The organism is Paenibacillus sp. FSL M8-0212 (assembly GCF_038004645.1).
Lineage (GTDB): Bacteria > Bacillota > Bacilli > Paenibacillales > Paenibacillaceae > Paenibacillus.
In genome coordinates, this window is record NZ_JBBORP010000001.1 from 2,370,066 (window position 1) to 2,383,900 (window position 13,835).

Annotated in this window: 8 protein-coding genes, 1 tRNA gene, 3 rRNA genes and 1 pseudogene; all 13 read right to left on the reverse strand. The window is 47.1% G+C overall.

Translation table 11 applies throughout. The annotated features are described in order from the left end of the window. Positions 1-29 precede the first annotated feature (29 nt). On the reverse strand, positions 30-1,124 hold the full coding sequence (locus tag MKX68_RS10575; RefSeq protein ID WP_133387537.1) for a hypothetical protein: 1,095 nt from the start codon (positions 1,122-1,124) through the stop codon (positions 30-32). A gap of 234 nt (positions 1,125-1,358) precedes the next feature. Further along, positions 1,359-1,511: a small acid-soluble spore protein P gene (locus MKX68_RS10580; RefSeq protein WP_036607296.1), complete on the reverse strand. Its 153-nt coding sequence runs from the start codon at positions 1,509-1,511 to the stop codon at positions 1,359-1,361. 21 nt (positions 1,512-1,532) lie between these two features. Continuing rightward, entirely contained in the window at positions 1,533-1,709 is a 177-nt protein-coding gene (locus tag MKX68_RS10585) for a hypothetical protein (RefSeq protein ID WP_340911362.1), read from the reverse strand. A gap of 29 nt (positions 1,710-1,738) precedes the next feature. Beyond that, positions 1,739-2,077 (reverse strand): hypothetical protein, encoded by a 339-nt coding sequence (locus MKX68_RS10590; RefSeq protein WP_036607297.1) that lies wholly within the window; start codon positions 2,075-2,077, stop codon positions 1,739-1,741. Between the two features lie 192 nt (positions 2,078-2,269). Then, positions 2,270-2,358, reverse strand: a tRNA-Ser gene (locus MKX68_RS10595). A 193-nt stretch (positions 2,359-2,551) separates the two neighbouring features. Continuing rightward, a complete protein-coding gene (gene serS, locus MKX68_RS10600; RefSeq protein ID WP_340911365.1) occupies positions 2,552-3,835 on the reverse strand; it encodes a serine--tRNA ligase in 1,284 nt (427 codons plus the stop codon). Between the two features lie 273 nt (positions 3,836-4,108). Further along, positions 4,109-4,699, reverse strand: coding sequence for a pyridoxal 5'-phosphate synthase glutaminase subunit PdxT (pdxT, locus tag MKX68_RS10605; protein WP_338589790.1), 591 nt, complete (start codon positions 4,697-4,699; stop codon positions 4,109-4,111). 18 nt (positions 4,700-4,717) lie between these two features. Next, positions 4,718-4,828, reverse strand: a pseudogene (locus MKX68_RS10610) (pyridoxal 5'-phosphate synthase lyase subunit PdxS); the annotation flags it as partial. A gap of 176 nt (positions 4,829-5,004) precedes the next feature. After that, positions 5,005-6,393 (reverse strand): D-alanyl-D-alanine carboxypeptidase family protein, encoded by a 1,389-nt coding sequence (locus tag MKX68_RS10615; RefSeq protein WP_340911370.1) that lies wholly within the window; start codon positions 6,391-6,393, stop codon positions 5,005-5,007. A 416-nt stretch (positions 6,394-6,809) separates the two neighbouring features. After that, complete coding sequence (gene guaB, locus MKX68_RS10620; protein ID WP_289390816.1) at positions 6,810-8,267, reverse strand: IMP dehydrogenase; 1,458 nt, start codon at positions 8,265-8,267, stop codon at positions 6,810-6,812. A gap of 367 nt (positions 8,268-8,634) precedes the next feature. After that, a 5S ribosomal RNA gene (gene rrf / locus MKX68_RS10625) occupies positions 8,635-8,751 on the reverse strand. Between the two features lie 74 nt (positions 8,752-8,825). Next, a 23S ribosomal RNA gene (locus tag MKX68_RS10630) occupies positions 8,826-11,751 on the reverse strand. Between the two features lie 312 nt (positions 11,752-12,063). Then, a 16S ribosomal RNA gene (locus MKX68_RS10635) occupies positions 12,064-13,616 on the reverse strand. Together the 16S, 23S and 5S rRNA genes form the textbook arrangement of a ribosomal RNA operon. Between the last annotated feature and the right edge of the window lie 219 nt (positions 13,617-13,835).

Sequence of the window (13,835 nt, forward strand, 5' to 3'; positions counted from 1 at the left end):
ACAAACGGTTTGATTTGGACTCGACGAGCTTAGTATCCGTATGAAGCGTTCATCAGTTCTTCGAACTCTTGCATAGTAATTACGTCATCGCCAGTAGGGATATTGATTTTGAATGCTGCTTTTTCGTTAATCTTGGTGTACGTATTGGAACCGGTAAATGCCAATTTCACTTCGTCTTTTGTACCTTCTGGCTTGATCAGCACATCAGCGACCATCTTTTGATATACAGGGAAGTCGTTTTTGTCCAATGCGAAATCAATGTTGAATTGGTTGATTGTCAGAACATCTTTCAATTTATCCAAGTCTTTAGCCATTTCAGCCTGATCTGCTTCAGTGATCTTCAGATCTTCTTTAGCTTTGTCGATATCAGCCTGATCCATTTGCAGCATTTCACGATATTCCTCTTTGGACAGAATATCCAATACTTTAGGCATAGCTTTTGTTACCAGTACAGTAACTGCTTCTTTAACATTGTCATTATTCACCGAGAATTGTACAACCTGCTTCGCATCTACGCCTTCAGGAAGTTGTGCATCTTTGGTGTCTAGATTTTTGAAGAATTTAGCTTGATCGTACTCGCTCAGCACTGCGTCCATTACTTCGTTGCTCAGCTTTTGCGTTTTGGCTGCGTCCATAGCATCCGGGTTCCATTCCGTACCCTCTTGCTCAGCCAGTTCTTTCAGATCAAGTTCCAGGAATTTGCCAACAACGTTCTCCGGAATTGGGAAGAACGGAATATTCGGCACTTTCACATAGAGTTTCTCAGCTGTCATCACCATTGGAATGGTGAAGGTCATACCCATATCGCCTTTAAGCTCGATGCCAAGAGTCATCTCTGTCTGCATTGGCTCACTTTGGTATACACCTGTTACATTCAACTGAGCATCCTTCAGCATGCTCATAAACTGAGTCATAGTAGGATCAGTTTGTGAAGCATCCCCAGGTTTATAGCTCAATTCATTAATTGTAAAGTTGGAACTCATTTCATACGAAGTCAATTTGGAAGCATTGGCCGCAGCCGTCTTCAATGCCTCTTTTGGCTCCTGCTTGCTGCTACATGCTGTCAATGCCATAGATACGGTCAACAGCAACGTAAGAAGAAGCGCCCCCATACGTTTAGTCATTTGTTTCTCTCCTCTCGTGATAACCCCAAAAAAAGTAATTCAATATCAATGATATACCATATCACCAGATACCGAAACCTAATTTGGGAAAAATGTGATCTTTCCTCTTTAAAATGGCTACAAAGACCTATGTCAGCTTTGGGAATATGCGTGTGCCTGTCTTTATATATGTATGAATACGCAAAAGCCCCCTGTTAGGTAACAAGGGACTTTTGCGTGAATCTGTTTCTTCTATTAACCTTGGGGATTCAAATGATCCACATGATTTTGATTTTTTACTTTTTTGGAACCGGATAATGGCTCCTGCATGGAAGAGCGTTTGGATGAATGACGATGCTGTTCGGATGCTTGTGCTTCCGGTACGGGAATTGTTTTTGGTTTGCTCATATTATTGCCCCCTCATCATTGTTAGGAATGGGATGGGTCCCTATCTTCCGTTTTGTCATGATTCAGTGCATCCTGATGACGGCGATCATTAATATCTTGCTGAATTTGCTGGGCATGATGACTGTTTACGCCAGGCTGCTCCAGATCATCGACTACATTTTGCAGGTTTTCGTCTACTCCCGCTTTGGCTTTAGTCAATTGAATTCACTCCTTCAGATTTCAGGCTATTATCTCGTCTGGGATTGTAACGACTGGGCACATTCGTGAATGTGCCGTGTATAATCATGAGCCAGTTCCTGAATCGGTTCTGTACGCTCATCTGTCGTTCGCCCATCCCGTTCCACATCAATCAGCTGTACACTGACTTCACGGGAATCGACATATGCACATTTGAAATCAAAAGAATACATCTCATGACCTGCTGTCGCAATGTGTATCCGAATGGCCTGCTGATCGGCTTCATCCGCCATCACTTGAGCCTGATCGCCAACATTCAAGACTTGAGGCAAACGTTCTTGCCAAGCCCCTACAAGCTCTGTCTGATCGATGTTTAACTCGCGGTTCATCTTACCACCTCCACTCCTATAAAGTGCGGCGATGAAGATGTTTTTATACATATGAGCTTTATTCAAAATATAACGTTGTACTGTGCAACCTATTCATCGGTCACCAAATTGTATGCTCATTACGCTGAATAAACTCACAACGCAAAAAAGGACCCGAGCGAGATCGCTCGAATCCTTGTTATAAGTGTAGTATGGCGGAGAGGGTGGGATTCGAACCCACGTGGAGTTGCCCCCTAACGGTTTTCAAGACCGCCCCGTTATGACCGCTTCGGTACCTCTCCAGGGAAATTAACTTTTATAAACTTGCCACGAAAAGTATCATACCACATCTCGACATCATAATGCAACCTTTTTATAATAAAATTGATAATCCATATCAGACAACAGCCTCAGTTTATACAAAAGACTCCAATCCGCCATTCTGAAATGACGGATTGAATTTGTATTCCTCTTGATGAGGTTGGTTAATTACTATTAAGAGCGACGTGTAATCACACTTGTGCCGCCCATATAAGGACGCAATGCTTCAGGAATGACAACCGTACCATCTTCCTGTTGATAGTTCTCCAGGATAGCGGCTACTGTTCGTCCAACGGCCAATCCTGACCCGTTCAATGTGTGTACAAATTCCGGTTTGGCTTTTGGCTCTCTGCGGAAACGGATATTGGCACGACGTGCCTGGAAGTCCTCACAGTTGGAGCAAGAAGAAATCTCACGATAGGTATTGCTCTCAGGTAACCATACTTCAATATCATACGTTTTAGCTGAAGTGAAGCCCATATCTGCGGTACACAATGTTAGAACGCGATATGGCAATCCCAATAATTGAAGCACACGCTCCGCATTTTGAGTCATTTGCTCCAACTCTTCATACGAAGTCTCCGGAGTAGAGAGCTTGAGCAGCTCTACTTTGTTAAACTGATGCTGACGAATCAATCCGCGTGTATCCCGTCCAGCCGAACCGGCTTCAGAACGGAAACAAGAGCTGTACGCTACAAAGTGCTTAGGCAATTGATCTACATTCAGAATCTCTTCGCGATGATAGTTCGTTACCGGAACTTCAGCAGTCGGGATCAGATAATATTCAGTATCTTTTAACTTAAACAGATCTTCTTCGAACTTAGGCAGTTGACCTGTTCCAAACAAGCTGTCCCGATTAACGATGTAAGGAGGCAGAATCTCTTCATATCCATGTTGATCGCTGTGCAGATCCATCATGAAGTTAATTAATGCACGTTCCAGACGCGCACCCAGACCTTTATAAAAGGTAAAACGGGAACCAGTTACTTTGGCAGCCGCTTCAAAATCAAGGATATCAAGATCCTGTGCAATTTCCCAGTGTGCTTTTGGTGTAAAAGTAAATGACTTCGGCTCTTCCCAACGACGAATCTCAACATTGTCGTCTTCAGAAGCTCCAATAGGTACACTTTCGTTAGGAATGTTCGGAATCGCCATTGTGAGATCATTGATCTTCACTTCCAGTTCCCGAACTTCTTCGTCCATGGCTTTGATTCGATCAGAGACTTCACGCATCTCCACAATCAGATCATCCGCATTCTCACGATTCTTCTTCAGTCTAGCAACTTCCGCGGAGACTGTATTCCGACGACTCTTCAGTGTTTCACTCTCTTGAAGCAATTCCCGACGCTTGGCATCCATCTCGGTAAATCCAGCGATAAGATCCAGCGATTTGCCACGTTTAGTCAATGCTTCTTCTACACGTGCATACTCATTCCGCAATATTTTCACATCAAGCACGATATACCCCTCCTAAATAACCCCACGAAGTGAAGCCTTATGTTAAATCGATTCTCAAAACTCTACTGTGTATACCTTACTATATACTTATCGGAATCTGTAACCACAAAAACAACCTATGTCCCCGGTGTGACCCTCCGCTGCGATTCCCGCTATGAAGCAGATACAGGCAACATAAGGCATCCGTTCAGATGCAACTGCCAATCAGCGGCCTTACAAGGCTGCTGGGGAAGTGATCCGATGACCGGGAGATCATAGGTTGTACATCATACATTATTTAGGATTTACCGCATGTTTGTAGGACTTGGCCATGTCTACAAAATAAGCATGTAGACGGTAGTCATCCGTCAACTCCGGATGATACGAGCAAGCCAGCAAATGTCCCTGCCGAGCTGTTACAATCTCATCCTTGTAAGTGGAGAGAACCTCCACCTGATCTCCCACACTCTCAATCAAGGGAGCCCGGATAAACACAGCTCTCACCGTTTCCTCAATGCCTTTGACAGGCAAGTCTGTTTCAAAACTTTCTCTCTGCCGTCCAAATGCATTTCGGGATACAGTCATATCCATTAGCTCCAAATGAGCTTCTGCCTGTCCTGTAATATGCTTAGCCATAACGATTAATCCAGCACAGGTACCAAATACCGGTTTGCCCTCAGCAGCAAACGCGCGAATGGCATCCATAAACCCATACTTACGCATCAGTTTGCCAATCGTTGTACTTTCCCCGCCAGGAAGGATAAGACCATCCAGATCGTCCAATTGCTGAACCTGTTTGATAGCCACACCTTCTGCTCCAGCGCGTTCAATACTCCGTATATGCTCTGTGACAGCCCCTTGAAGTGCTAATACGCCGATCTTCATTTGCACATTCCCCTTCTCTTACCAGCCACGATCTTGCATACGCTCGGAAGGTACAAGTTTGGATATCTCTATGCCCTTCATCGGTGCTCCAAGATACTTGGACACTTCGGCCCGTAATGTATATGTCGTTCTAAAAAACATTGGAGTTTTTTGCTTCCATATACGTGAATTCTAACTTGATATTTTACCGGAAAAATTGTAATTATACAATCCATCCGGTCAGAATAACTTGTATTTTAGCAATGATATGACCACATAAACATCAAATTCATGATCGTACTATTTTTCAAGAAGTACGTTATGGGCTAAAACAGGTTTTTGATTCCGTCAAAGAGATCCACGAAGAAATCTTTAACAGCACGGAAGAACAGACGGAACCATCCGCCTTTATCGGCTTCTTCCGCTGTGATCAAGTTCACTGTTTTTTCCTGAGGTTCAATTCCATCTGCTTTATACGTGTACGTTACTGTACCAACCTTTGTACCTGCCTTGATGGGTGCTACCAGCTTGTCAGCCTCAGTTACGTTGGCTTTGAACGTCACATCCAGGTTCTGGGTACCTTTGGGTACAACGAAACTTACCGCATTATCTGTTACGACAGGAACGGTTGTTTCTTTACCTTTTTTCACAGGCACAGCTTCCCAGCCCGTCACTTTGGTCTTGCCTGCAACAGCCTGTTTCACTTCAAAGTTGTTAAATCCAAAGTCCAATACCTTTTTAGTTTCTCTGAAACGTGCGGATTCCGAATCTGTGCCCATAACGACACTAATTAGACGCATACCGTTACGTTCCGCTGTACCTGTAAAGTTATTACCTGCGTTCGTGGTATGGCCTGTTTTCATTCCATCCAGACCTTCATAGGCATAGCTTTTGAAATTGGTTATATTTTTATTCGCTTCCAGCATCCAGTTGTAATTAATAATTGGAGCTTTATCGTTTGGACGGAACTTATAGGATTGAATAGTTGTAAAATCTGTGTAGTCCGGGTGATCCATGATGATATATCTGCATAGAATCGCAGCATCCAGTGCAGACATCACTGTTTCTTTGTCTTCAGCTGGACGGAAGTCGGCAGGCATATCTGCTCGATCGAGACCGGAAGAGTTAATGAAGTACGTATCCTTCATGCCCATACGCTTCGCTTCATCATTCATCATTTTCACGAAAGCCTCTTCCGAATCTGCAACATGTTCAGCCAAAGCAACCGTAGCATCATTGGCTGAGCCAACAGCCATAGCGATATAGAGATCCTTAACGGTGTGCTGGTCACCTTCCGCGAGGAAAATACGCGACCCGACACTTTGTGCAGCATTCTTTTTAACCGTTACAATATCGTCCCAGCTGAGTTTTCCCTGTTTGACTTGTTCAGCGACAATGTACTCTGTCATCATTTTGGTCATACTCGCAGGTGGCATGGCTTTATCTGCATCGACATTGAGCAGAATCTGACCCGTGGATGCCTCCATGAGTACTGCTGATCTAACTTCAAGCCCAAGTGAGTCTACCCCAGGAACCTGTACCGCTTTCTCTGTCTTTGTTGTTGTTGCTGCAGCAGTCAGAACCTGACCGGAGTTATCCGCAGCAGCCATGACCGGCATTACTGCAGACATACAAAGCATGTTAATTAGCATTACCGAGGCTACGCTCTTTTTGAGCATTTGGCGTTTCTTCTTATTCATGTGTTTGGCTTTCAATGATGAATACTCCCTTCGATCCAAAGCATTGTGAAATGCTTCAGTGCAGCTTATGCTGCGATTTTCTTGTTCCCTAACCTGTGTGTTTGATGTATGAGATGTGTGCTATATGCGCTGTATCGAACGAGCAATATTATTGCCCCTAAAGTTCGTTATCGATTGTCACTTAGTCCGCATTTTGCAAATGCTTATGTAAAAGGACGTCCGCGCTTCTGTTTAACTGGCAGCCTTTTCTGGAACTGCATTTGCTTTTCAAAACCATATTCATAGATTCACGTCAAATAGCCGCCGCAACGCCTTAATCCATCCATGGATCGTCACCGCTTGTTCTATTCTATCACAGGGGTATCAGCAAAAAAAGACAGACCCGGTGAAAATCACCGAGCCTGTCCTGGAAATGATTAACTCTCTTCAGATTACAACGAGTAGTTAGGTGCTTCTTTGGTAATCTGTACATCATGGGGATGACTTTCGCGCAGTCCCGCACCTGTAATTCGGATAAAGCCTGTATCGTTACGAAGCTGCTCCAAGTTACTTGTACCACAGTATCCCATACCCGAACGCAGACCACCAATCAGTTGGTGAATCGTATCAGACAATGGTCCTTTGTAAGCAACACGACCTTCAATTCCTTCCGGAACCAGTTTCTTGTCATCATCTTGGAAGTAACGATCTTTACTACCTTGTTTCATTGCGGCCATTGAACCCATACCGCGGTATACTTTGTAGCTACGTCCTTGGAAGATTTCAGTTTCCCCCGGGCTTTCAGCTGTGCCGGCAAACAAACTTCCCAGCATCACCGCGTGTGCGCCTGCAGCCAGTGCCTTCGTAATTTCACCGGAATATTTAATTCCGCCGTCCGCGATAATCGGAACTCCATATTCGCGTGCCACTGTTGCACAATCGTACACTGCAGTTACTTGAGGTACACCAATACCAGCGATAACACGTGTTGTACAAATCGAACCTGGACCAATACCCACTTTAACTACCGAAGCCCCTGCTTCGATCAGGTCACGAGTGGCTGCGCCAGTAGCAACGTTACCTGCAACGATGGTCAGGCTAGGGAAACGTTCACGAAGCTGACGTACAGCTTCAATGATATTGATGTGGTGTCCGTGAGCCGAGTCTACCGTAATCAGGTCAACACCAGCTTGTACCAAAGCATCAGCACGTTCAAATGTATCTTTGGAAATACCAATCGCTGCACCAACCAACAGACGTCCTTGAGCGTCTTTGGCTGCATGAGGGAATTGAATGGCTTTCTCAATATCTTTAATCGTGATAAGACCTTTCAATGTGTTTGTCTCATCAACTAATGGAAGTTTTTCAATCTTGTGCTTCTGAAGGATACCTTCAGCTTCTTGCAGTGTAGTGCCTACAGGAGCGGTAACCAGATTCTCACGAGTCATGACTTCGCTAATCTTGATGCCGTAATCATGGATAAAACGCAAATCGCGGTTAGTCAAAATACCAACCAGCTTCTGATCTCCTTCAATAATAGGTACACCGGAGATCCGATATTTCGCCATTACTGCTTCCGCATCAGATACCAGATGATCTGCCGTCAGTGAGAATGGATTCGTAATTACGCCACTCTCCGAACGCTTAACACGATCTACTTCTTCTGCCTGTTGTTCAACCGACATATTTTTATGGATAATACCGATACCGCCTTCACGTGCAATGGCAATAGCCAATGTCGCTTCAGTTACCGTATCCATACCCGCACTAATCAAAGGAATATTTAGCTTTACATTATCGCTCAAACGAATAGATACATCTACTTCTTTAGGCAGTGTCTCGGATTTCCGTGGCACTAGCAATACATCATCAAAGGTGAGGCCTTCCTTACCAAATTTATCTTCCCACACGCAAGTGTTCCTCCTTATGTTTGCTCAGCTTTACGGTCCAAAACCCGAAGATTCCAGGCTGTATTTTACGCCGAAAATACGTTTTCTGAAAAATTTATTATTGCCATCTTAGCAAAGCGATATTTAGACTGTCAAGGAAAAGTACTTGGTTATATCAGGTGTATTGCCTGATGAACACAACTGTTTTTCCAGAGCGGACAAGTCTAGTTATTACACAAAAAAACGTCAATTCGTATCGAATAACGTTACATTTATACAACCTATTGTGCTGATAAATTACCAAATTCAATCTGTATTTTAATCCCATACTGCATAATAAAACTATATAATAAAAACCACCACCGAATAACATCGGCAGTGGTTCTTTGCTTGGCGGCGTCCTACTCTCCCAGGACCCTGCGGTCCAAGTACCATCGGCGCTAGAGGGCTTAACGGTCGTGTTCGGGATGGGTACGTGTGGAACCCCTCCGCCATCGCCACCAAACGCGTAGCTTACATTTCAGAGATCGTTCTCTGAAAACTAGATTCGAAACGAAACACGCGAATTACAACTTGCTATTGGATAAGCCCTCGACCGATTAGTACTGGTCAGCTCCATGCATTGCTGCACTTCCACCCCCAGCCTATCTACCTCGTCGTCTTCAAGGGGTCTTACATACTGGGAAATCTCATCTTGAGGGGGGCTTCACGCTTAGATGCTTTCAGCGTTTATCCCGTCCGTACATAGCTACCCAGCGGTGCTCCTGGCGGAACAACTGGTACACCAGCGGTACGTCCATCCCGGTCCTCTCGTACTAAGGACAGCTCCTCTCAAATTTCCTACGCCCACGACAGATAGGGACCGAACTGTCTCACGACGTTCTGAACCCAGCTCGCGTACCGCTTTAATGGGCGAACAGCCCAACCCTTGGGACCTACTTCAGCCCCAGGATGCGATGAGCCGACATCGAGGTGCCAAACCTCCCCGTCGATGTGGACTCTTGGGGGAGATAAGCCTGTTATCCCCAGGGTAGCTTTTATCCGTTGAGCGATGGCCCTTCCATGCGGTACCACCGGATCACTAAGCCCGACTTTCGTCCCTGCTCGACTTGTAGGTCTCGCAGTCAAGCTCCCTTATGCCTTTGCACTCTTCGAATGATTTCCAACCATTCTGAGGGAACCTTTGGGCGCCTCCGTTACTCTTTAGGAGGCGACCGCCCCAGTCAAACTGCCCACCTGACACTGTCCCCGCACCGGATTACGGTACCAGGTTAGAACCTAGATACGATCAGGGTGGTATCCCAACGTTGCCTCCACGCAAGCTGGCGCTCACGTTTCAAAGGCTCCCACCTATCCTGTACAGATCGTACCCAAATTCAATATCAAGCTGCAGTAAAGCTCCATGGGGTCTTTCCGTCTTGTCGCGGGTAACCTGCATCTTCACAGGTATTAAAATTTCACCGGATCTCTCGTTGAGACAGCGCCCAAGTCGTTACGCCATTCGTGCGGGTCAGAATTTACCTGACAAGGAATTTCGCTACCTTAGGACCGTTATAGTTACGGCCGCCGTTTACTGGGGCTTCGGTTCACAGCTTCGGATTGCTCCTAACCACTCCCCTTAACCTTCCAGCACCGGGCAGGCGTCAGCCCGTATACTTCGCCTTACGGCTTCGCACAGACCTGTGTTTTTGCTAAACAGTCGCTTGGGCCTTTTCACTGCGGCCCCCTCGTGCTATTCACACTACCGGGGCACCCCTTCTCCCGAAGTTACGGGGTCATTTTGCCGAGTTCCTTAACGAGAGTTCTTCCGCGCGCCTTAGAATACTCTTCTCGCCTACCTGTGTCGGTTTGCGGTACGGGCACCATCACCTGGCTAGAGGCTTTTCTTGGCAGTGTGAGATCATGACCTTCGCTACTATAATTTTCGCTCCCCATCACAGCTCAGCCTTACAATGTGCGGATTTGCCTACACATCAGCCTTACTGCTTAGACGGACATCCATCAGTCCGCGTCACTACCCTACTGCGTCCCCCCATTGCTCATAACGGCTTACGGTGGTACAGGAATTTCGACCTGTTGTCCTTCGACTACGCCTTTCGGCCTCGCCTTAGGTCCCGACTTACCCTGAGCGGACGAGCCTTCCTCAGGAACCCTTAGGCTTTCGGCGGATCAGATTCTCACTGATCTTTTCGTTACTCATACCGGCATTCTCACTTGTATAATGTCCAGCGCTCCTTACGGTACACCTTCAACCCTTATACAACGCTCCCCTACCCCTGATGCAAAGCATCAAGCCATAGCTTCGGTGGTGTGTTTAGCCCCGTTACATTTTCGGCGCAGAGTCACTCGACCAGTGAGCTATTACGCACTCTTTCAATGGTGGCTGCTTCTAAGCCAACATCCTGGTTGTCTGTGCAACTCCACATCCTTTCCCACTTAACACACACTTGGGGACCTTAGCTGATGGTCTGGGCTGTTTCCCTTTTGACAATGGATCTTAGCACTCACTGTCTGACTCCCGGAAGTAAGTCTATGGCATTCGGAGTTTGACTGAGCTTGGTAACCCTTGCGGGCCCCGCACCCAATCAGTGCTCTACCTCCACGACTCTGTTTTCCGAGGCTAGCCCTAAAGCTATTTCGGGGAGAACCAGCTATCTCCGAGTTCGATTGGAATTTCTCCGCTACCCCCACCTCATCCCCGCATTTTTCAACATGCGTGGGTTCGGGCCTCCAGTGCGTGTTACCGCACCTTCACCCTGGACAGGGGTAGATCACCCGGTTTCGGGTCTACGTCCACGTACTAAGTCGCCCTATTCAGACTCGCTTTCGCTGCGGCTCCGGCTCTTCACCTTAACCTTGCACGGGAACGTAACTCGCCGGTTCATTCTACAAAAGGCACGCCATCACCCCTAAAACGGGCTCTGACTTTTTGTAAGCACACGGTTTCAGGTTCTATTTCACTCCCCTTCCGGGGTGCTTTTCACCTTTCCCTCACGGTACTGCTTCACTATCGGTCGCTAGGAAGTATTTAGCCTTGGCAGATGGTCCTGCCGGATTCATACGGGGTTTCACGTGCCCCGCACTACTCGGGATCCGTCTCGGAGGGAACCAACTTTCAACTACAGGGCTTTTACCTTCTTTGGCGGGCCTTTCCAGACCTCTTCGCTTAACCGGTTCCTTTGTAACTCCATGTGAGACGTCCCACAACCCCAAAGAGCAAGCTCTTTGGTTTGGGCTTCTCCGCGTTCGCTCGCCGCTACTGACGGAATCACTATTGTTTTCTCTTCCTCAGGGTACTTAGATGTTTCAGTTCCCCTGGTATGCCTCTACATAACCTATGTATTCAGTTATGAGTAACTGGAAATTACCCCAGCTGGGTTTCCCCATTCGGACACCCCCGGATCAAAGCTTGCTTACAGCTCCCCGAGGCAGTTTCGTTGTTCGCCACGTCCTTCATCGGCTCCTAGCGCCTAGGCATCCTCCGTGTGCTCTTAGTAGCTTAACCATTTTGTTCCGGTTTCGGTCGCTCGCTTCCCTTGTTTTGCTTACGCAAAGCCAAAAGTCACTCTCACCCGATACCATCACAAAAGCAATTTGACTACCGTTTTTATTGAAACTTGTTTACACAAGTTCAGCTAAAAAGGAATGTTCTAATTCGCGTTTGTTTCGTTTCGATATCTAGTTTTCAAAGAACAAGCTCCATGCAAAAGCAAGCTGTTTGAGAGTTTGAGCTCTCAAAACTGAGCAACGAGTGAGTAGTTTGTGCAGATCTAGTCTGCTATTTGAATGTTTCCACTCGGGAAACGATTCTCCATAGAAAGGAGGTGATCCAGCCGCACCTTCCGATACGGCTACCTTGTTACGACTTCACCCCAATCATCTATCCCACCTTCGGCGGCTGGCTCCTTGCGGTTACCCCACCGACTTCGGGTGTTATAAACTCTCGTGGTGTGACGGGCGGTGTGTACAAGACCCGGGAACGTATTCACCGCGGCATGCTGATCCGCGATTACTAGCAATTCCGACTTCATGCAGGCGAGTTGCAGCCTGCAATCCGAACTGAGACCGGCTTTGTTGGGATTGGCTCCATCTCGCGATTTCGCAGCCCGTTGTACCGGCCATTGTAGTACGTGTGTAGCCCAGGTCATAAGGGGCATGATGATTTGACGTCATCCCCACCTTCCTCCGGTTTGTCACCGGCAGTCTATCTAGAGTGCCCACCCGAAGTGCTGGCAACTAAATATAAGGGTTGCGCTCGTTGCGGGACTTAACCCAACATCTCACGACACGAGCTGACGACAACCATGCACCACCTGTCTTGAATGTTCCGAAGAAAAGGTACATCTCTGCACCGGTCATTCAGATGTCAAGACCTGGTAAGGTTCTTCGCGTTGCTTCGAATTAAACCACATACTCCACTGCTTGTGCGGGTCCCCGTCAATTCCTTTGAGTTTCAGTCTTGCGACCGTACTCCCCAGGCGGAGTGCTTAATGTGTTAACTTCGGCACCAAGGGTATCGAAACCCCTAACACCTAGCACTCATCGTTTACGGCGTGGACTACCAGGGTATCTAATCCTGTTTGCTCCCCACGCTTTCGCGCCTCAGCGTCAGTTACAGCCCAGAGAGTCGCCTTCGCCACTGGTGTTCCTCCACATATCTACGCATTTCACCGCTACACGTGGAATTCCACTCTCCTCTTCTGCACTCAAGTCACCCAGTTTCCAGTGCGATCCGGGGTTGAGCCCCGGGATTAAACACCAGACTTAAATGACCGCCTGCGCGCGCTTTACGCCCAATAATTCCGGACAACGCTTGCCCCCTACGTATTACCGCGGCTGCTGGCACGTAGTTAGCCGGGGCTTTCTTCTCAGGTACCGTCACCTTGAGAGCAGTTACTCTCCCAAGCGTTCTTCCCTGGCAACAGAGCTTTACGATCCGAAAACCTTCATCACTCACGCGGCATTGCTCCGTCAGGCTTTCGCCCATTGCGGAAGATTCCCTACTGCTGCCTCCCGTAGGAGTCTGGGCCGTGTCTCAGTCCCAGTGTGGCCGATCACCCTCTCAGGTCGGCTACGCATCGTCGCCTTGGTGAGCCGTTACCCCACCAACTAGCTAATGCGCCGCAGGCCCATCCCCAAGTGACAGATTGCTCCGTCTTTCCAGTTTCCTTCAGGCGAAGAAAACAATTATTCGGTATTAGCTACCGTTTCCGGTAGTTGTCCCAAACTTGAGGGCAGGTTGCCTACGTGTTACTCACCCGTCCGCCGCTAACTATCAGAGAAGCAAGCTTCTCATCAAGTCCGCTCGACTTGCATGTATTAGGCATGCCGCCAGCGTTCGTCCTGAGCCAGGATCAAACTCTCCAATAAAGTATTGAAAAGAGCGATAAGCTCATTTTGAATCTGACGAGATTAAAAATCTCATTTGTGCTCCAGTCGATTCAAGCCAAGGCTTGTCTCGAACTTTCGCGTTCATTCTGCAAGCAGAATGTTTACTCACTCGTTGTTCAGTTTTCAAAGATCAAACTTGTTCCGTTACCGAATGTCGTTCTCTTCAGCAACTTTTATATCTTACCACATCCGAACCAA

Coding starts and splice junctions, on each gene's coding strand:
- MKX68_RS10575 (WP_133387537.1), bottom strand. CDS start 1,124: ATGACTAAACGTATGGGGGCGCTTCTTCTTACGTTGCTGTTGACCGTA.
- MKX68_RS10580 (WP_036607296.1), bottom strand. CDS start 1,511: ATGAGCAAACCAAAAACAATTCCCGTACCGGAAGCACAAGCATCCGAA.
- MKX68_RS10590 (WP_036607297.1), bottom strand. CDS start 2,077: ATGAACCGCGAGTTAAACATCGATCAGACAGAGCTTGTAGGGGCTTGG.
- pdxT (WP_338589790.1), bottom strand. CDS start 4,699: ATGAAGATCGGCGTATTAGCACTTCAAGGGGCTGTCACAGAGCATATA.